Source organism: Rhodoferax sp. GW821-FHT09E07 (genome assembly GCF_059416145.1).
The window spans coordinates 114,909-135,149 of the sequence record NZ_JBWKOP010000003.1; the positions used below are offsets into that span (position 1 = coordinate 114,909).

The window sequence follows — 20,241 nt, forward strand, 5'->3', positions numbered from 1 at the left end:
GCATGAAGGTGAAGTTCTGGGGGGTACGCGGGTCCATCGCATCGCCTGGGCCGAAAACGGTTCGCTATGGGGGCAATACCACCTGCATCGAGATCCGCACCGACAACAACGAGCTGATCATCCTGGATGCCGGAACGGGCATTTTCCCCCTGTCGCAGACACTGCTGGCCGAAATGCCGGTAACGGCCAATGTGCTGATCACCCACTCCCACTGGGACCACATCCAGGGACTTCCTTTCTTCATTCCGAACTTCATTCCCGGCAACACCCTGCGCCTGCACGGCTGCTTCGACCCGGTATCGGGCAAAGGCATCGAGCAGGTCATGGCCGTGCAGCTCCAGTACAGCTACTTCCCGGTGCGCGAAGCTGAAATTAAGGCCCGCATTGAGTACGTGACCCTGATGCCAGACCAGCCGATCCAGATCGGATCGGCCACCGTCACCCCCTGCCTGCTCAACCACCCGGTGATTGATTTTGGTTACCGCATTGAATGCAATGGCAAGTCAGTGTTCTTCACGGGCGACCACGAGCCGCCCTACAACATTTACGAACCCGGTGACGAGGCCTATGCGGAATACCAGGTGTTCGTGGATGAAAAAGAACGCTCCATCCAGGATGCCATCCGCGGCGTGGACGTCTACATTGCAGACAGCTCCTATACCGATGCCGAATACCCTGCCAAAAAAGGGTGGGGCCACGGCACCTTCAGCAGCAGCATTGCCAGCGCCCATGGTGCAGGCGCCAAACTGCTGTTTTGCACCCACCACGAGCCCACACGAAGTGACGATGCGCTCGAAGCGGCATTTGCCGAAGCACTGAGCACCAACGCCGCACTGACCCAGGGCATGGACGTTCGCCTGGCGCGCGAAGGCGATGTCTACGAATTCTGAGTGGGTACTGGGCCCGCAAGGCCCAGTTGCACTGCGTGCTTACCCGCTGTGCACCGTGCAGCAATCCCGGGCCCTGGAAACCCAGGCAGCCAGCGCCCTCCCCGACCACACCCTGATGCAGCGCGCTGGCCTGGCACTTGCCCGGCTCGCCCTGGCCCATGCGCCCCACGCACACAGCTTTTGGGTGGCATGTGGGCGTGGCAACAACGGGGGGGACGGCCTGGAGGCCGCCATACACCTGCACCGCTGGGGAAAAGTGGCCGTCGTCACCTTGCCGGAAGGTACCAATGCCTTGCCGGCAGACGCCGCGCGTGCCCTGCAACGTGCGCGCGACGCAGGCGTAGTGTTTGTGGATACGCAACCTACCGATTGGGACGTCTGCATAGACGCTTTGCTGGGCATCGGTTTGCGCCACGCACCCGATGGGGCCACGCTGCAATACATGCGTGCCATTCGCGCCGGGTCGGGCCTGGTGGTGGCGGCCGACCTTCCGAGCGGGCTGCAGGCGGACACAGGACAGCCTCCCGGTGAATGTGTGCGGGCGGACGTAACCCTGTCCTTTCTCGCCCTCAAGCCAGGCTTGCTCACCGCGCAGGGGCGCGACCTGTGCGGAGACCTCTGGCTCAACACCCTGGACGTTGAACCATCGACCTCGCCCTGCGCGTGGATCAACGCCCCCCAGATGCCTGCGGAACGCCCTCACGCGTCCCATAAAGGTTCCTTTGGCGACGTAGGCGTGCTGGGCGGTGCCACCGGCATGGCCGGCGCTGCGCTCCTGGCCGCCAGCGCGGCGCTGCATGCCGGTGCTGGGCGGGTGTACCTGGGGCTGCTGGACGCCACACAAGCGGGTGGTGCACTGGCGGCGCACCCCGAGCTGATGGTCAAGCCCCTGGCGCAGTGGAATTTGCATGCCATGTCGGTGGTGGCGGGTTGTGGCGGCGGCACAGACATTGCCACACATCTGCCAAATCTGATTCAAAACGCCCAGAACTTGGTCATGGACGCCGACGCGCTGAACGCACTTGCAACCCAGCCGGCCTGGACCACCGTGGTCAAGGCACGCAAGCCAGGCAGCACCGTGCTCACTCCGCATCCGCTGGAGGCCGCACGCCTGCTGGGATGCACCACAGCGGCCGTGCAGGCGGACCGCCTGGCCAGTGCCCATGCACTGGCGGCCCAATTCGACTGCACGGTCATTCTGAAAGGGTCCGGCAGCGTGATCGCCACGCCAGGCCAGGCAGCCCATATCAATCCCACCGGCAATGCGCGGCTGGCTACGGCTGGAACCGGAGACGTGCTGGCGGGCTTGGTGGGCAGTCTTTTGGCGCAAGGCCATGACGGCTGGCAGGCCGCTTGCCAGGGCGTCTATCGCCACGGGGCAGTGGCAGATGGATGGCAACACCCCCATGCGTTGACGGCAGGTGAGCTGGCCCGAAGCCTATAGAGACCGCCAACCATCGGCCCGTTGCCTGTCAGGTCACGGGAACCAAAAATTCACGGCTGATATGGGCGCCCAGGTCATTCACGCGGTCCAGGAACTGCGTGAGGTAGGCGTGCAGGCCAGTGGCGAGGATTTCGTCGATGCGGCCGAACTGCAGCTCGGCGCGCAGCTTACCGGCGCGGCGCAGGGTTTCGCTGTTCGGGTCGCTGGCCACCAGGCTCAGGTTGTTCACCACCTCGTTCAGGCTGGCGTGCAGGGAGCGCGGCATGTCGGGTTTGAGGATCAGCAGTTCGGCCACGCGCTCGGGCTTGATGACATCGCGGTAGACCTTGCGGTAGACCTCAAAGCCCGAAACGCTACGCAGGATCGCGCTCCAGTGGTAGAAGTCGTACTCTTGGTCCTTCTCGCTGGCGGCGCCAAAGAAATCGCTTTGCACGGCGTGGAATTTCACATCCACCAGACGTGCCGTGTTGTCGGCCCGCTCCAGGAAGGTACCCATGCGCATGAAGTGCAGGGCCTCGTCCATCAGCATGGTGCCCACCGTGACGCCACGCGACAGGTGGGAGCGGAACTTCACCCACTCAAAGAATTGGGCCGGGTCTTTCTCAAACTCCCCAGTCTTGATCATGCGTTTGACTTCGAGCCAGGTGGTGTTCTGCGTTTCCCACACCTCGGTGGTCAGCGTGCCGCGCACGGCGCGTGCATTCTCACGCGCGGCACTCAGGCAGGACATGATGGAAGACGGATTGCTCTCGTCCTTGACCATGAAATCCATGACCTCACGCGCCTGAATTTCGCCATGGCGCTCCTGGTAGCTGTAGAGCAATTCGCTGATGGACAGCAGACCCTGCCAGCCCAGTTGGGCCACGGCCTGGGATTGGGGCAACAGCGATGTCTGGTAGTTCACATCCAGCATGCGCGCAGTGTTCTCCGCCCGCTCGGTGTAACGGGACATCCAGAACAGGTGGTCAGCGGTTCTTGACAACATAAGGTGGTTCCTCCGCAGTTCGCTTATTGTTTTTGGGTTTGGGTCGCAGTGGCCACCGCAGGTGCATCGTCTTCCAGGATCCAGGTGTCCTTGGTACCCCCGCCCTGTGAGGAGTTCACCACCAGCGAGCCGTCCTTGAGGGCTACGCGGGTCAGGCCACCGGGCACCATCTGCACCGTCTTGCCGCTCAGCACATAAGGCCGCAGATCGATGTGGCGCGGTGCAATGCCACTCTCCACAAAGGTCGGGCAGCTGGAGAGGCTGAGCGTGGGTTGTGCGATGTAGCCACTGGGGTTGGCTTCCAGCGCCTTGCGGAAGTCCTCAATCTCGGCCTTGGTGGATGCGGGCCCCACCAGCATGCCGTAGCCACCCGCACCGTGCACCTCTTTCACCACCAGGTCTTTCAGGTTCGCCAGCGTGTAGGCCAGATCGTCCTTGTTGCGGCACATGTAGGTGGGCACATTGTTCAGGATGGGCTTCTCACCCAGGTAGAACTCGATCATCTTGGGCACATAGGGGTAGATGGACTTGTCGTCTGCAATGCCGGTACCCACCGCATTGCAAATGGTCACGTTGCCCGCCTTGTAGGCGCCCAGCAGGCCGGCGCATCCCAGTGTGGATGTGGGACGGAACACCGTCGGATCCAGGAAATCATCGTCCACGCGGCGGTAGATCACGTCCACCCGGCGCGGCCCCCGAGTGGTGCGCATGTAGACGAAGTTGTCCTTCACAAACAGGTCCTGCCCTTCGACCAACTCCACGCCCATTTGTTGGGCCAGGAAGGCGTGTTCAAAGTAGGCGCTGTTGTACATGCCGGGCGTGAGCACCACCACCGTGGGCTCTGCCGTGGTGGCCGGGCTGCTGGCGCGCAGGGTTTCCAGCAACAGGTCGGGGTAGTGCGCAATGGGCGCCACCCGGTGTGCGCTGAACAGGTCCGGGAACAGCCGCATCATCATCTTGCGGTCTTCCAGCATGTAGCTCACGCCACTGGGCACGCGCAGATTGTCTTCCAGCACGTAGTACTCGCCGTTACCCTTGTCGTCCGGTGCGCGCACGATGTCGATGCCGCTGATTTGGGAATAGATGTTGTTGGGGACATCCACGCCCACCATCTCGGGACGGTACTGGGCATTGCCCTCGATCTGCTCGCGCGGGACGATGCCGGCTTTCAGTATTTCCTGGTCATGGTAGATGTCGTGGATGAAGCGGTTCAGCGCCGTGACACGTTGTGTCAGGCCCTTCTCCATGCTGGACCATTCGTGCGCGGGAATGATGCGGGGGATCAGGTCAAACGGAATCAGGCGTTCGGTGCCAGCGCCATCCTCGTCCTTCTCGCCGTATACGGCGAAGGTGATGCCCACGCGGCGGAAGATCATTTCCGCTTCTTCACGGCGCTTGGCCATCATGTCGCCAGGTTGGCGCGCCAGCCATTCGTCGTAAATCTTGTAGTGGTCTCGTATCTGCTTGCCCTGAGTGAAAAACTCGTAGGGAAGCTGGGTGTACATCTCGTCGAATTTCCGCATAAAAGACCTCTCTGAACACGCTGTATGCAAGCTTAGTGCCACGGCCCCTACGCTCTGCTTATGCACCACTATGGCACATGATGATGCCAGTAACGACGATCCTCCTCCCGGGAACATGCCACATTTTGGGGCTGCTCCGAGTGCCAGCGCATGGCACCACAACGGGGCGATGACACCAAATTGATGCGCGCCTGTGTATAGCGCTCCACCACCGGTGCCGCAGGGTGGCCAAAGCGGTTGCGATACCCGGCCTGCACCAGCGCCCATTGCGGCGCCACGGCCTGCAGGAATTCGGGTGTGCTGGAGGTCTTGCTGCCGTGGTGGGGTACCAGCAACACATTAGCATGCAGGTGGTTGGTGCCCTGCCAAGCCTGCACCAAACGTGCCTCTTGCGCCGCTTCAATGTCCCCCACCAACAGCGCAGTGCGGACACCATTGCTGATGCGCAACACGCAGGACAGCGCATTGGGTTTGGGCGGCGGGCTGGCCCCATAGTCGGCAGGCTGCGGGCTCAGCACCTCGAACTGCACACCGTCCCACTCCCAATGCTGACCAGCCTCACAGCGCTGGGCTGTGCGCAACTGCTGCAGGGGGTGATCGGCCTCGATCGAACTCAGCAAGGCGGCTCCGGGCTGCATGGCCAGCACAGCGGCGGCACCTCCCACGTGGTCGATGTCGCGGTGGCTGAGTACCACTGTGTCCAGCGCCACATCCAATGCTTTGAGCAATGGCACCAACACGCGGTGGCCCGCATCGCTCTCCAGGCTGTAGCGCGGCCCGGCGTCAAACAGCAGCGCGTGCTGGGCGGTGCGCACTAGCACCGCATTGCCTTGCCCAATGTCCGCCACCAACAGCTCGAACTGACCAGGAGCCGGCAAGGCCGGGCGCCACAGCAGCGTGACCAACACCAGCGGAACACCCAACGCCCGCACCTGCCAGGGCACGGGTAGCACCAACACAATGCCACCGATCACCGCCACAAGCCCCAACCCCGGGGGTGGCAGAGGAAGCGTCAGCGCCGCACCCGGCCACGTTGCCAACCAGGCCAGCCACTGCCACAACAAGGCGATGGCCCACACGGCGCCATCCCACAGCCCCGGCACCAGCGCCCCCAGCATGGCCAACGGCGTCACCACCAGCGTGACCCACGGAATCGCCAGCAAATTGGCCACCAGCCCCACCACGGACAGTTGCCCAAACAGCAGCAAGGTCAGCGGCGCCAATGCCAGCGTGATGACCCATTGTTCCCGCAGCATGGCCCATACCTTGGAGCCAAATCGGCCGGCAGCCCCCGTATCTTCTTTACGAGCAGCTCCTGAATCTGTAGCAAACAGCACGCCCACCGCGACAAAGCTAAGCCAGAACCCGGCCTGCAACAGCGCCCACGGGTCAAGCGCCACCACCACGGCGCAGGCCAGCATCCACACCAGCGGCCATGGCCAGCGCGCGCCCGAGAGGCGCAGCAGGGTCACAGTGGCCAGCATCAGGCAGGTGCGCTGCGCGGGCACGCCCCAGCCGGCAAACACCGCATAGGCACTGGCCAGCAGCACCCCGCCAACCAGCGCAGCAGACGGCGCAGGCACCGCCAGGCACAGGCGCCGTGAGCGCCGCCACAGCCAACCCGTGAGCCACGCCGCCCCCCAGGCAAACATGGTGATGTGGAGCCCGGAGATGGAGACCAGGTGGCTGACGCCCGTGGCCCGGAACACATCCCAGTCACTGCGGTCCACCGCGGCCTGATCCCCCACCACCAGGGCGGCCATGAGCCCGGCGGCGCGCCTGTCGGACACTGCCGCCAGAATGCGGTCGCGCAGTACCTGCCGCGCCAGCGCCACCGGGGCGCTCCAGGTCTGGGCCAGGCGCTGGGGCGGCACATCTTTGTCGCCCGCCCGCACATAGGCCGTAGCCTGCACGCCCTGCTCCCACAACCACAGTTCAAAGTCAAAGCCATGGGGGTTGATGCCTCCATGGGGTGCCTTGGGGCGCAGGGTCAGCGTCCAACGTTCGCCCGCCTGCACCTCGGCAGGTACGCGCTGCAACCCTGCATGCTCACCCGCCAGTGCATAGCCGCCGGCGTACCACCCCACATCCATGCGCGCCGGCACCTCCACGGCTCTGCCGTCCAGCAGCGCCTGCTCCACGGCCAGGCGAAAGCGCAGGCCCGCCTCCGAGCGCTGGGGCATGTCGGTCACCACGCCAGTCACGCGCAGATCAGCCCCCTCCAGGCTGGGGTTCAAGGTGCTACTGGCAAATGCCGCGGCACGCAGGCCGGTGGTACCAAAACCCAGCGCCATGCCAGCCAGCAACACCGCGCTCGCGGCATGCCGCAATGCTATTGTTTTAGGAGCTATCTGCGCATAAACGACGAGGGCTAGCAACCCAAGCCCTATGTAGACCCAGGCCGACCAGAGCTCGGACTGCAGCAACTGCAGTGCCGTCCCCAACACCACGCCCAGCAGCGCCGCAAACACCGTGCGGGGCCAGGCGCTGGTGCGATAGGCGACAGAGAACATGGCTGCATGCTAACCCGGCTCCGAGCACCTCCCGAGACGGCCTGCGGTATGGCGCAGGACTTGCTTTACCCCCTGTCAACATCGATTGTTAGTATGGTGTTGGTGCAGCTACCGCTGCACAGGCTTCCCAGTGAGATTACCGAGAGACCGGCCCATGTCCATTCACGCAGCGCTGAACCACGTCACCCACTACACCTACGACCGACTGGTCAATCTCGGTCCCCAGGTCATCCGCCTGCGCCCTGCCCCCCACTGCCGCAGCAAGGTGGTGTCGTATTCGCTCAAAGTCGAGCCCGCCACCCACTTCATCAACTGGCAGCAAGACCCGTTTGCCAACTACCAGGGTCGCCTGGTGTTCCCCGAAAAGACCAAGGAATTCAAGGTCACGGTGGACCTGGTGGTTGAGATGGCGGTCTATAACCCGTTTGACTTCTTCCTGGAACCCGAGGCCGAAGAATTTCCCTTCACCTACGCCCCCGAGCTCAAGCAGGAGCTGGCGCCCTACCTGGCCGCGGACCCGGTAACACCCCTGGTGCAGGCCTACCTGGACAAGATCGACCGCACCAAGCGGCGCAGCGTGATCTTTCTGGTCGACCTCAACACCATGGTCCACAAGTCGGTGGACTACACCATCCGCATGGAGCCTGGTGTGCAAACGCCGGAGGAGACGCTGGCACTGGGCTCTGGCTCTTGCCGCGACTCGGCCTGGCTGCTGGTGCAGCTGCTGCGCAACTGCGGGCTGGCAGCACGCTTCGTGTCAGGCTACCTGATCCAGCTCGCCCCCGATGTGAAGTCGTTGGATGGCCCCAGCGGCACCGAGGTCGACTTCACCGACCTGCACGCCTGGTGCGAGGTGTATTTGCCCGGCGCTGGCTGGATCGGTCTGGACGCCACCAGCGGACTGCTGGCGGGCGAAGGCCACATTCCGCTGGCCTGCACGCCGCAGCCCAGTGGCGCCGCCCCCATCGAAGGCGGCGTGGACAAATGCGAGGTCGAGTTCAGCCACCACATGCAGGTCACCCGCATCTACGAATCCCCGCGCGTCACCAAGCCCTACACCCCCGAGCAATGGGCCAGCGTGATGGCCTTGGGCGACAGGGTGGACGCCGAGCTGGTGGCGGACGACGTGCGCCTGACCATGGGCGGCGAACCCACCTTTGTGGCGGTGAATGACCGCGACGCCGCCGAATGGAACACCGATGCCCTGGGCCCCACCAAGCGTGGCTTTGCCACCGAGCTGGTGCACAAGCTGCGCGACGAATACGGCCAGGGCGGCTTCCTGCACTTTGGCCAGGGCAAGTGGTACCCCGGAGAACAACTGCCACGCTGGGCTCTCAACATCTACTGGCGTGCGGACAAACAGCGGGTGTGGAACAACCCCGCGCTGTTTACCGACGAACGCAAACCCACCCACTACACAGCTGAAGATGCGGGCTACTTCATCCGCACCCTGGCGGGCAAGCTGGGCCTGACCGACAAGTACGTGCAGGCCGGCTATGAGGACACCTGGTACTACCTGTGGCGCGAACGCCGCCTGCCCGTCAATGTGGACCCTTTCAACGCCAAGCTGGACGACGAGATGGAACGCGCCCGCCTGCGCCGCGTGTTCGAGCAAAAGCTCGACTCCGCCGTGGGCTATGTGCTGCCGCTGAAGGTGGCGGACTCGGCAGGCCTGAACCCCTCACTGGCCGGCCCCATGTGGACCACAGGCCCCTGGTTCTTCCGCGACGAGCGCATGTACCTCATGCCCGGCGACTCGCCCATGGGCTTGCGCCTGCCGCTGGACTCGCTGCCCTGGGTCAGCCAGGCCGACTACCCCTACATGGTGGAACGCGACCCCACGGTGGAACGCGGCGCGCTGCCCCAGCACTCCACGTTTGCCGCGCGCTATGCGCCTGCGGTGAAGGTGTCTGCATCTGGCTCGAGCGGCGTGTCGCCCACCGGCCTGCCCTACCTCGCAGGCAACCTGGCCGCGTCCGAAGCGAGCCGCAAGCTGCAAACCCCGGCAAGCGCCGCCCGCCATGGAGACAGCAGCGTTGCACTCAACGCCCAAAGTGCCCTTCAGCCGGAACCTGCGCGCTACGCCGAAGCACCCAGCCGCTTTGAATCCGCCCACTGGATCACACGCACCGCGCTGTGTGTGGAAGTGCGCGACCCTCGCCGGGCCAGCGGCCCCAAGGCCGAGGCCGTGGGCGAAAAGTCCGGCGTGATGTACATCTTCATGCCGCCGCTGGAGCGCCTGGAAGACTATCTGGACCTGCTCGCCGCGATTGAGGCCACCGCCACCGAGCTGAAAATGCAGATCGTGCTGGAGGGCTACCCGCCCCCGCGCGACCCACGCCTCAAGCTGCTGCAGGTCACCCCCGACCCCGGCGTCATCGAGGTCAACATCCACCCGGTCACCAACTGGAAAGAGCTGGTCTACAACACCGAGTTTTTGTACAACGCCGCGTTTGAGTCGCGCCTGTCGGCCGAGAAGTTCATGACCGACGGCCGCCACACCGGCACCGGTGGCGGCAACCACTTTGTGATGGGCGGCGCCACGCCGGCCGACAGCCCGTTCTTGCGCAAGCCCGAGCTGCTGGCCAGCCTGCTGCTCTACTGGCACAACCACCCGTCCTTGAGCTACCTGTTCAGCGGCATGTTTGTGGGCCCCACCAGCCAGGCCCCGCGCGTGGACGAGGCGCGCAACGACCAGCTCTACGAGCTGGAAATTGCCATCGAACAAATCTACAAGAACCGCGAGCTGTATGGCCAGACCATGCCGCCCTGGCTGGTGGACCGCACGCTGCGCAACATCCTCATTGACGTGACCGGCAACACCCACCGCAGCGAGTTTTCCATCGACAAGATGTATTCGCCCGACTCCAGCACCGGCCGCCTGGGCCTGCTGGAGCTGCGCGCGTTTGAAATGCCACCGCATCCGCACATGAGCAGTGTGCAGCAGCTCTTGCTGCGCGCGCTGGTGGCGCGCTTCTGGAAGACACCGTACAAGGCCCCCGTCACCCGCTGGGGCACCGAGCTGCACGACCGTTACATGCTGCCCACCTTCATCAAAATGGACTTTGACGACGTGATGGCCGACATGAACTTGGCTGGCTACGCGTTTGACAGCAGCTGGTTTGCCCCGCACTACGAATTCCGATTCCCACTGCTGGGCGCGGTCAAGGCGGCCGGCGTGGAAATGACGCTGCGCAACGCGCTGGAGCCCTGGCATGTGATGGGCGAGGAAAGCTCGGCCGGCGGCACCGCGCGCTACGTGGACTCCAGCCTGGAGCGCATTGAAATACGTGTAACCGGCCTGAACGAAAGCCGTTATGTGGTGACCTGCAATGGCCAGGCCCTACCCATGCAGAGCACAGGCACCGTGGGCGAATTTGTGGCCGCTGTGCGCTACAAGGCCTGGAACCCGCCCAGCAGCCTGCACCCCACCATCGGCGTGCACGCACCGCTCACGTTCGACATCGTGGACACCTGGATGAAGCGTTCGCTGGGCGGCTGCCAGTACTTTGTGGCCCACCCCGGCGGGCGCAACTACGACACCTTCCCTGTGAACAGCTATGAGGCAGAGAGCCGCCGCCTCGCCCGCTTTGCGGCCATGGGCCACACGCCCGGCACGCTGGTAGTGCCACCCGCCACCATCCATGTGGCAGGCAGCAAGGAATTCCCGTTCACCCGGGATTTGCGCAGGGGCTAGACGCCCACTGGACAAATAAGGCGTTAGCCCCCGTGGAATATGCGCAAGCAGCTATCGAATAGATAGCGCTTCTGCTGTTCTCGGTGCCAGCATAGTGCTGGCGCGCTTGGTGAGCTGATGAAAGACTGCGGGTAGTGCAGAGGGGGCAGCTTTGCGGCGAAAGCCGACATTCAAATATTCACCCGAATGGGGGATGGGCTAGTGCCCACTGTGATGTGAGAATTGTTCGGATAAAAGCTGCGCTAGAAGATCCTACAAGTTTTGGCTTGACAGCACACACATTTCAAGCACGTTGAGGAGAACGCCGTATATGAAAGCGGCAACAGTAGCCCGAACCACCAAGTTCACTACCATCTTGGTGTTCACCGTTCTTGCAAGCGCCTGCCAAAACGGCCTTCAGGTGTCCTCCACTGACCGCGACAAAGTGTCTGCAATGTCCCAGGCAGGAAAGGCATATTACGAGGAGAAGTGCAAGACTGTTGCGGGCGAAAAAATCTATCGCACTGTGCCGGATGTTGAAGGCGTACTACTGATGAAGGTGCGGCCGGATCGCAGCCAGACCCAGTTGGAAGATCCAATGTGGCCCGGGGCTGCGTTTGCAATCGAAAGTTATGCCGATGATTACATCAAGACATTTTTGGGGTACGAGTATGGAACCGGCAATAACGACGGCAGCAAGAATCCAATTACTAGAGAGCATCGAGGATACATCGCACCTGAGAAACGCATGGGTGGCTTGCCCGGTTATCGCTATGTTGACGTGATAGATGCAGATGCCGCTGATGGTCAGCGTATTCGAATCAAGGGTATTTGGAAAGTAACAGGCAAAAAAGATGTCACGGCTTACAACGTCAAAGTCGAATTGGACAAGAACCCCAACTACGACTTGAACGTGTACAGCTACGTTCTCGATAAATCCTTCGCTACCGTACCGCTCCCTCGCTATGGAGTGACGTTTGAGGACCACGTCATTCCAGAGGAACGTGCCATCGGTGTAGCCAGCAGCACCGTCAAAGTGCTGGACTTAAAGACCAATGAAGTGCTCGCAGAGATGACCCGCTACGCGTATCGGCCTCGCGGCATACGCCTGACAGAGTGGCTGACCGCAAATAAATGCCCAGCCCACTACGTTGGCTCTGATGAAGCCACCCGTAAGTTTGTAGACAAAGTATTGATACCCAAGGGAGAGTAGAAGAATGACCGCACCGACCATCGCTGAATACCTGAAGTTCACCAGTGTCCAATTAAAAGCAGCCTGTAACATCTGATACGGCGATCGACGCTGACTTCCCATCAGTCGGTTCTTGGGCCTACTGTCCGCCGTCGAACGACTGCTTTGGAGCTTTGTGAAAGTCGGTTAACAGTCTGTAGACGCCTCGGCTTCGCGACGGTAGCGGTCTTACGACGGTGTCCTCCAGTTTGATACGAATTTGGCAATAACCACAGGAAATCCAATGTCCTTAACCCGCGCCTCGCTTAGCCTTGCACTCGTTGTTTGTGCAAGCGCAGCCTTTGCTGCTGACCAAATTCCGTCAGACTTAGTTGGTGTCTGGGCTACCGACGGCGCTGTGCTGAAAGGCCAACTGCTATTCGAGGGCCAAGCGATATATCTAGGCACGGATGGTGTTGGCGCCATCGTTGGCGGCCCACCGCCAATCGGGTTCAAAATTATCGCAACCTTCAATGCACAGAAGAACACACTTGAGTTCGACGTATACGAAGGTAAACAACGAGGCCCACACGGCTCGGTTACTTTCGACCTAATATCTAAAACCATTGATTCCGGTGCGCCGAAACATGACCAGTTGCACCGTAAATTCGACACTTTCCCAGATGAAACAAAGCGAGCGCTTGGCGTCATGTAACGACGGCTCACTCGTACGCAACGACTGCTTTGGAGCGCCGCGAATGTCTGCAGTCAGTCTATCGTCGCCTCAACCACGCAGCTAAAGCAGACCTTCGCAGAATCGACAGAATGGGGGAGATGATCTCTTTGGTCAGCATAAAGGACCACCCTATCCCTCGCACTGCGACATGTTCGTTTCCGACTCATTGACTCCGTAGTGTTCACTCCAGTTCTATCTGCGTACCAAATTAAGTTTTTCATCCAACGAAAGCCCATGAACCTCAAATACTCCCTATTACTCGCAGCAGCCTCTTTAATGCTGGCTTCATGCAGCGCACCGATGGCGAATAAATTCGCACCGTCAGACCCAGGCAGTGGTTATGTCTATGGGATTTTCCAGCTTCCTAAGTCAGACCAGAACTGCAACTTCGGAGCGGGCTTCATCCTCAAGGAGGTAGGGACTGCGGAGGAGCGGTTTCTGGCGTTCTCTAGGTCCGATCCCGTGTCTGTGTTCCCAATCCCACCCGGCAACTATCAAATCAAACAATTCGTCGCGAAGAACTGCTCAGGCTTGGAAGCGGATCGCAAAGACTTTTCTTCCCCGGTAGTTGCTGGGACGATTGAAGTAAAGCCTATGACCGCGCTCTACATCGGCAACTACGCAGCGCAAACATACATCGCCCCTGCTTCCAATGGCTCGGCAATGGAAATGTTGTTCTTGAGCCGCCTGTGCCGAGACCTTTCAATCACAACGGAAAAGTTCCGGACCGGTTGGCCCAACTTGTCCACACTCCAGTCTGTTGACGCCACATCGGGCGGGGAAGCTTGTATTCGCCCTGTTTCATGACAATCACCTAACGATTGCTTCGGGTCGCTGTGTGCGGGCGCCCACATGCCCGCCCTGTTGATGCTTTTCCGGTAACCACTCAACGGCGGCGCATTTTGGGCAACATGGCCAGAAGCACGCCGTCCTTGAGCACCAGGTGGTGAAAGATCGCAGCGCCGGCATGGGCAGCGGCCAGCCAGATGATGGCGTCGCCTAAAAAGCCATGCACATCGCCCCAGTCCGCCAGCTCGGCAATGGAGGAATTGGCGATGAGGGGCATCTGGTCCACACGCACGCCACCCAGCAGTGTCAGCGGATGCCCTTCGCTGCCCAACGCCAGAATGGCCGTCACGGGCAGCGCCAGCAGCAGCACCCACAGCGCAACGTGCACCAGCTTCGACGCCCACTGCATCCAGCCCGCCATGGCAAATTGCGGTGCAGCAGGCCGAAAGGCCACCCAGACCAGCCGCAGCAGGGTCAAGGCAAACACCAACAGACCCAGCGACTCGTGCCAAACGATGTCGCTGCGCGTGGCCGGGTCGACGCCATTTCGCATCAGGCGCCCAAACCCGCCGGGCCCAAGGATGAAGGCAATGGTCACGGCCACCGCCGTGATCCAGTGCAGGATACGACTCGCCGTGTCGTAGTGGGTCGAAGAGGTCTTGTTCATAGGTGGGTCCAAAGTGAATGAAGCCATTGTGAGCAACCATTGTTAACCGAACATTAAGGCATGGCTAGCCTTGCGTGAACCCGCTCGGCCGGGGCCTATCGACGTGCGGAGACGTACGGATTAACATGCGAATCACGTTGGAACAGCCAAAAAAGACTGGGATTTGAGAAAACAAGCATGCGAGTCGACCTGTCAGACGAGAGCTGGGCATTCCTCTCGACCAAGCCCGCTGGGCGCCGTGAGAACCGCTACGCATGGGTCGCCGTGCTGGCGTCTGCTCTGGTGTTCCTGTGTGCTGTGCCGTTTGCAAGAACACCGCTGGCCCAGTTTCCGGCCTTCATCCCCATCTATGTGTCCTGCCTGGTGATCTGTGACCTGATCACCGCAGCTCTGCTGTTCGGACAGTACAGCGTGTTGCGCTCATGGGCGCTGTTGGCAGCGGCAACGGGGTATCTGTTCACCGCCTGCGTCACCATCACCTATGCCATCATTTTTCCCGGCCTGTTTGCCCCACCCGGCCTGTTTGGCGCCGGCCCGCAGAGCACGTCGGCCTTGTACATGTTCTGGCACGCAGGGTTTCCGCTGTTTGTCATGGCCTACACGCGGTTGCAGACCAACGGTGCCAGCCCTGCACTCCCACTGCCCGGCGGACGCTCGCGCCAGAAGGCCCGCGTACCCATTTTGGGCAGCGTTGGCGCGGTTCTGGCCGTGGTACTGGCCTACTTCGTCTTTGCCACCCGCGGCCAAGCCTACATCCCCGAGTTTCTCCAAGGCAACGTGACCACCGCCCTGGGGCATGGCGTGCTGATCGGTGTGTGGCTGCTGAGCTTGGTCGCACTGGCGGGCCTCTGGCGTCGCAAGCCCCACACCGTGCTGGACGTCTGGCTGATGGTGGTGATGTGCGTATGGCTGTTCGATATCGCATTGGCTGCACTGCTGAATACCGGTCGCTACGACCTGGGCTGGTATGTGGGGCGGATTTACGGCCTGCTGGCCGCCAGCTGTTTGCTCATGGTGCTGCTCATTGAGGATGGCAAGCACTATGCCCAATTGGTGCGCCTCTCGGTGGCCCTGCGTGCGGCCAACACGCAATTGGCCCATTTGTCCCGACACGACGGTCTGACTGAACTGGCCAACCGGCGCTTTTTCGACGAGTACCTGGCCGAGCAGATTGCCGTGGCGGGTCGTTACAACCGTGCCCTAGCCCTGGTCATGTGCGATGTGGACCAGTTCAAGGCCTACAACGACCACTATGGCCACCAGATTGGCGACGCCTGCCTGCAGCAAGTGGCAGCGGCTATCCAGTCGTGCTGCAACCGCCCGGCGGACAAGGCCGTGCGCTATGGGGGTGAAGAATTTGCGCTCATCCTGCCAGACACCGAGCTGGCCGGGGCGGCCCGCATTGCAGAAGCCGCGCGTGAGGCGGTGTTGCGACTGCAAATTCCCCATGTGCAATCCTCCGTGGGCTCCCACGTCAGCATCAGCGGTGGTGTGGCGGTACTGCTGCTGCGCATGGACATGACGGCGCAGCAGCTCATTGCCGCAGCTGACGAAAGCCTGTACCGCGCCAAGAACCTGGGGCGCAACCGGGTAGTTTGCGCCTAGCCACGCCGCAGGTGTCAGTGCCAAAATGGCGCCGTACCGGCCTTACCTGGGCCCCGCAAGGAACACCACCATGACCCCTGCCCCCATCCCCAGCAACGAGGACGATCGCCTGCAGGCGCTGCGTGCGCTGCTGATTCTGGACACGCCGCCCGAAGAGCGGTTTGACCGCATCGTGGCCTTTGCGGCTGAAGAGTTCGACGTGTCGTCGGCACGGGTTTCCCTGGTGGACTCGGAGCGCCAATGGTTCAAGGCCGCCTATGGCGAGGAACAAGGCGAGTCACCGCGCGAGACTTCTTTCTGCGGTCATGCCATCCTCAAAAACACACCCCTGGTGGTGCCGGATGCGGGACAAGACCCCCGCTTTGCAGACAACCCCATTGTGACCGGGCCACCGCACATTCGCTTTTATGCCGGTGCGCCCTTGACACTGCCCACGGGGCACAACGTCGGTACGCTGTGCATCTTTGACAGCCAGCCCAAGGAAATGGATGCCATCGGGCTGGCCATCCTGGTGTCGCTGCGCGACCTCGTGGTGGAAGAACTGGTGCGCAGCGCCACGCCACAGTGAGCAACGCAATGCCATTGCACACCCACGACATTCTGCTGGTGGAACAAAGCGCCATGGTGGGCAACATCATCGTGTCCACCGCACGCCAGCTGAACATGCCCAAGGTCCGCCTGGTGACCAGCATCCGCAGTGCGCAGCAGCAGCTGGAAACGCAGCCTTTTAGCGGCATGATCACCTCACTGGAGGACGAAACCGCAGCACTGGAGCTGATACAAGGCCTGCGCGGCAGCGCGTTCAAAAGCCAGGCCAGCACGCCTGTGGCCATTACGGCCGCCCTGTGTGACGTGCACCTGGCCCAACGACTCAAGGTGCTGGACGTGCGCCGCATCCTGCTCAAGCCGTTCAAGATTCGCGATGTCGTCTCCACCATCGACCTGTTGACCCAACCGGCCATGGCCTGATTCGTCGAACGGTGGCCTTGTCACACAGCCCTAGCACGCAACTTGCATACTCAGGGTCTTTCACAAGGAAACACACACATGGCCTCGATCAATTTCATAGGCGGCGAAAAAGGCGGGGTGGGCAAATCGGTGGTGGCCCGCGTGCTGGCACAGTACTTCATCGACCAGGGCCGCGCCTTCACCGGCTTTGACACCGACCGCTCACACAACTCCTTCACGCGCTTCTATGCCGATTACGCCGCCCCTGTGGTGGTGGACACCTACGAAGGCCTGGACCTGGTGGCGGGGGTCTTTGAGGATGAACCGATTGAGGGCACCTACCCCAACGTAATCGTGGACCTGGCCGCGCAAACCGCACTGCCGCTGGCGCGCTGGGTCAAGGACTCGGACCTGGTCTCGCTGATGGCCAGCCTGGGCGTCACCGTGAATTTCTGGCACGTGGCTGACGCGGGCAAGGACTCGGTGGACCTGCTGGACCGCCTGGTGGCCACCTATGGTCCGGGGCCCAACTACATCGTGGTGAAAAACCTGGGTCGCGGCAGCGATTTCTCGCAACTACAGGACTCCGCAGCGCTCAAGAAGGCCGTGGCACTCGGCGGGCACGTGGTTTCACTCAACCAGTTGCACGAAGCCAGCATGCGCAAGATTGACCGGCAGAACGCCAGCTTCTGGGCCGCCATCACCCACAAGGGTGGCGAGGACGGCCTGGGCATGCTGGAGCGCCAGCGCGTCAAAACCTGGCTCAAAACCACCTACGCCACACTGGACACACTGCCGCTGGGTTAGCATGCAGGCCAGCATTGTTTAGAGGGAGTCCACCGATGTCGTTGCAGCCTTTTCACCTGGCCATTCCCGTCTATGACCTGGCCCTTGCGCGCCAGTTTTATGGCGAGGTATTTGGCTGTGCAGAAGGCCGCAGCAGCGCCCAATGGGTGGACTTCAACTTCTTCGGCCACCAGCTGGTGATCCACCTGGCACCCAAGAACGATTCACAAACCCACGCCCACACCAACGAGGTGGACAGCCACCACGTGCCGGTGCCGCACTTTGGCGTGGTGCTGGCCTGGGACACTTGGCACGCACTGGCCGAACGGCTGAAAAGCCGCAACACGGCCTTTGTGCTGGAGCCCGGTATCCGCTTCCAGGGTCAAGTGGGCGAGCAAGCCACCATGTTCCTGCTGGACCCCTGCGGCAACGCGCTGGAGTTCAAGGCCTTCAAAGACATGGGCCAGTTGTTTGCCAAATAGCCTCCCTCTCTGAACAGGTGCCCCATGGAAACATTGATCAGCGAATTCGGACGCGAAGTGTTCGATGCAGGCGTCACGGTGTTCAGCGTGGGCGACGCCGGTGAATCTGCCTATGTGATCGAGTCGGGATGCGTGGAAGTGCTGGTGGGCCCACCGTCGGCCCAGCAGCGTGTGGCCGTGCTGGCGCAGGGCGCCATGTTTGGTGAGGTGGCCCTGCTGGACCGCCAGGCCCGTACCGCCACCGTGCGCGCCCTGATCCCCACCACACTGGTCCGCATCGACCGCACCCACGTGGAGGAACTGCTGGTCCGGGCGGACCCGGTGATCCAGTACCTGCTGCGCCTGCTGCTGGAGCGCTTTCGCAACCAAACCCAGGGCGCTGACGCGGCCTTGCCCCCCACCCTGCCCCCAGCCGCCGAGGCATCGGCCGCCACCGATCTCCATGCGGCAGCGGTGCGCACGCTGTCGCTGGCACACGACCTGTCTGATGCGATCGACCGCGGCCAGCTAGACCTGTACTACCAACCCATTGTGCGGCTGACCGACGGGTCTCTGGCAGGGTTTGAGGCCCTGGTGCGCTGGCGCCATCCGCAGCTGGGCGTGGTGCGGCCCGACGAATTCATTCCCCTGGCCGAAAAAACCGGCCTGGTACACCGCATCGGCCAGTGGGTACTCAAGCGCGCCACCACCGACTGGCCGCTGCTGCGCCAGCGCTGCTGCGCCACGGCGCACAGCGCGCCCTTTGTCAGCGTCAACCTGTCGGCGCCCGAGCTGTGCAACCCCGGCATTGTGGAAAGCATTCGCGACTGTATTGCGAGCTCACACATCGCGGCCTCCGAGCTGCGCATTGAGCTGACCGAGACCGTCATCATCAGCAGTGTGGAGCTGGTCTCTAGCGCGATTGCGCAGCTGCGCACCATGGGCGTGGGCATTGCACTGGACGACTTTGGCACGGGCTATGCCGGGCTGGACTACCTGCAGACCCTGCCCTTCACAGCCATCAAGATTGACCGCGCCTTTGTGGCGCAAATGCACGATTCGGAACGCAGTTTCCAGATCATCAAATCGGCGCTGGAACTTTCACGCTTGCTGGGCATTGCCACCGTGGCCGAGGGCATTGAAGACGCCAAGACCGGCGCCATGCTGGCCAGCATGGGCTGCGACTACGGCCAGGGCTATTACTACGCGCGCCCCCTGCCGCTGCAAGACCTGCTGGGCGCTGCCCCTACATAGCCGGGCGCACCTTGCGCAAGCCGGTGTTCAGCGCGCGCAGGGCCTTCTCGCCGGCCGGTGTGCGCTGAAAACATACATAGAGGTTTTTCACCTCCAGCACCTTGGCATTGGTCTGCAACAGATGGGCCACCCGACCCACCTCGGGGTCGATGCGCACCAAATGCTGGTAGACGTGGCTGTCGATCACCACTAAGTCGACCCGACCGGCCGCCAGCTTGAGGATGTTGCTGCGGTCGTCCGGCGTCTCCTCGGCCAGCACGGTCTTCTGGGCAATGCGGGCATCCAGCTCTTCGGTGTTGACAAAGCCACGCACCACGCCAATGTGCCGACCCACCAGGTCGTCGTAGCTTGTCCAGTGCACGGGGCTGTCCATACGCTCCAGAAACACCATGGTGCTACGGCCTATGGGTTCGGAAAACAGGTAGCGGGCGGCGCGTTCGCGCGAGTAGTAGGCGGGGAAAAAACCAATGTAGGGCGAGTTGGTTTCGACCAGACGCACGGCCCGGGACCAGGGGAAAAACTCGATGGCCACCGAGGTGGAGGTGGCCTTCAGGGCTTCGGTAATGGTGGCAGATACGAAACCCAGGCCGGGCAAACCGGCACCCGTATAGGGTGCCCATTCCAGGGTGGACATTTTGTAGTCAGCCGCCATCGCCTGCGGGGCCAGATGGACCCACAAGCCCAGCCCAAGCCCTAGTACCACCAAGCTTCGCCACACAATTGCCATAAGGTCTCCAACGTTGCGTTTGCGGCATGTTTTCGTCATGGTAGCGCCCTTTTTGAGAAACCGGGC

General features: G+C 62.0%; 17 protein-coding genes. 12 read left to right on the forward strand and 5 right to left on the reverse strand.

Going from position 1 to position 20,241, the window contains the following annotated elements:
* Positions 1-2 precede the first annotated feature (2 nt).
* Together AC07OE_RS06305 and AC07OE_RS06310 are read left to right on the forward strand one after the other, a co-directional pair.
* On the forward strand, positions 3-890 hold the full coding sequence (locus AC07OE_RS06305) for an MBL fold metallo-hydrolase (protein ID WP_495069707.1): 888 nt from the start codon (positions 3-5) through the stop codon (positions 888-890).
* The gene (locus AC07OE_RS06310; RefSeq protein WP_495069708.1) at positions 874-2,334 is read left to right on the forward strand and encodes an NAD(P)H-hydrate dehydratase; all 1,461 of its coding nucleotides are present in this window, start codon (positions 874-876) and stop codon (positions 2,332-2,334) included. Before AC07OE_RS06305 ends, AC07OE_RS06310 begins: the two co-directional genes overlap by 17 nt.
* A 28-nt stretch (positions 2,335-2,362) precedes the next feature.
* On the opposite strand, the gene AC07OE_RS06315 is transcribed toward AC07OE_RS06310, so the two are convergent.
* The 3 genes from AC07OE_RS06315 to AC07OE_RS06325 all read right to left on the reverse strand — a co-directional run bounded on the left by AC07OE_RS06315 (position 2,363) and on the right by AC07OE_RS06325 (position 7,355).
* On the reverse strand, positions 2,363-3,319 hold the full coding sequence (locus AC07OE_RS06315) for an alpha-E domain-containing protein (protein WP_495069709.1): 957 nt from the start codon (positions 3,317-3,319) through the stop codon (positions 2,363-2,365).
* Between the two features lie 23 nt (positions 3,320-3,342).
* Complete coding sequence (locus tag AC07OE_RS06320; RefSeq protein ID WP_495069710.1) at positions 3,343-4,842, reverse strand: circularly permuted type 2 ATP-grasp protein; 1,500 nt, start codon at positions 4,840-4,842, stop codon at positions 3,343-3,345.
* 68 nt (positions 4,843-4,910) lie between these two features.
* Positions 4,911-7,355: a DNA internalization-related competence protein ComEC/Rec2 gene (locus AC07OE_RS06325; protein ID WP_495069711.1), complete on the reverse strand. Its 2,445-nt coding sequence runs from the start codon at positions 7,353-7,355 to the stop codon at positions 4,911-4,913.
* Positions 7,356-7,509: 154 nt separating this feature from the next.
* Between AC07OE_RS06325 and AC07OE_RS06330 the strand changes: the two genes are divergently transcribed.
* The 4 genes from AC07OE_RS06330 to AC07OE_RS06345 all read left to right on the forward strand — a co-directional run bounded on the left by AC07OE_RS06330 (position 7,510) and on the right by AC07OE_RS06345 (position 13,745).
* Complete coding sequence (locus tag AC07OE_RS06330; RefSeq protein WP_495069712.1) at positions 7,510-11,052, forward strand: transglutaminase family protein; 3,543 nt, start codon at positions 7,510-7,512, stop codon at positions 11,050-11,052.
* Between the two features lie 310 nt (positions 11,053-11,362).
* On the forward strand, positions 11,363-12,244 hold the full coding sequence (locus tag AC07OE_RS06335; protein ID WP_495069713.1) for a hypothetical protein: 882 nt from the start codon (positions 11,363-11,365) through the stop codon (positions 12,242-12,244).
* 262 nt (positions 12,245-12,506) lie between these two features.
* Positions 12,507-12,917 (forward strand): hypothetical protein, encoded by a 411-nt coding sequence (locus AC07OE_RS06340; RefSeq protein WP_495069714.1) that lies wholly within the window; start codon positions 12,507-12,509, stop codon positions 12,915-12,917.
* 255 nt (positions 12,918-13,172) lie between these two features.
* Positions 13,173-13,745, forward strand: coding sequence for a hypothetical protein (locus AC07OE_RS06345; RefSeq protein WP_495069715.1), 573 nt, complete (start codon positions 13,173-13,175; stop codon positions 13,743-13,745).
* Between the two features lie 79 nt (positions 13,746-13,824).
* Here the strand turns inward: AC07OE_RS06345 and AC07OE_RS06350 are convergent, their stop codons facing one another.
* Complete coding sequence (locus tag AC07OE_RS06350) at positions 13,825-14,394, reverse strand: cytochrome b (RefSeq protein WP_495069716.1); 570 nt, start codon at positions 14,392-14,394, stop codon at positions 13,825-13,827.
* A 177-nt stretch (positions 14,395-14,571) separates the two neighbouring features.
* Between AC07OE_RS06350 and AC07OE_RS06355 the strand changes: the two genes are divergently transcribed.
* From AC07OE_RS06355 to AC07OE_RS06380, 6 genes are all read left to right on the forward strand, one after another.
* Positions 14,572-15,999, forward strand: coding sequence for a sensor domain-containing diguanylate cyclase (locus AC07OE_RS06355; protein WP_495069717.1), 1,428 nt, complete (start codon positions 14,572-14,574; stop codon positions 15,997-15,999).
* Between the two features lie 70 nt (positions 16,000-16,069).
* The gene (locus AC07OE_RS06360; protein ID WP_495069718.1) at positions 16,070-16,567 is read left to right on the forward strand and encodes a GAF domain-containing protein; all 498 of its coding nucleotides are present in this window, start codon (positions 16,070-16,072) and stop codon (positions 16,565-16,567) included.
* Positions 16,568-16,575: 8 nt separating this feature from the next.
* On the forward strand, positions 16,576-16,968 hold the full coding sequence (locus tag AC07OE_RS06365; protein ID WP_495069719.1) for a histidine kinase: 393 nt from the start codon (positions 16,576-16,578) through the stop codon (positions 16,966-16,968).
* Between the two features lie 78 nt (positions 16,969-17,046).
* Positions 17,047-17,754, forward strand: a complete 708-nt coding sequence (locus AC07OE_RS06370) for a P-loop NTPase family protein (protein ID WP_495069720.1) — start codon at positions 17,047-17,049, stop codon at positions 17,752-17,754.
* 35 nt (positions 17,755-17,789) lie between these two features.
* Complete coding sequence (locus tag AC07OE_RS06375; protein WP_495069721.1) at positions 17,790-18,215, forward strand: VOC family protein; 426 nt, start codon at positions 17,790-17,792, stop codon at positions 18,213-18,215.
* A 24-nt stretch (positions 18,216-18,239) separates the two neighbouring features.
* A complete protein-coding gene (locus tag AC07OE_RS06380; protein ID WP_495069722.1) occupies positions 18,240-19,448 on the forward strand; it encodes an EAL domain-containing protein in 1,209 nt (402 codons plus the stop codon).
* Here the strand turns inward: AC07OE_RS06380 and AC07OE_RS06385 are convergent.
* Complete coding sequence (locus tag AC07OE_RS06385) at positions 19,441-20,175, reverse strand: substrate-binding periplasmic protein (RefSeq protein WP_495069723.1); 735 nt, start codon at positions 20,173-20,175, stop codon at positions 19,441-19,443. The genes AC07OE_RS06380 and AC07OE_RS06385 overlap by 8 nt on opposite strands.
* Positions 20,176-20,241: the final 66 nt, after the last annotated feature.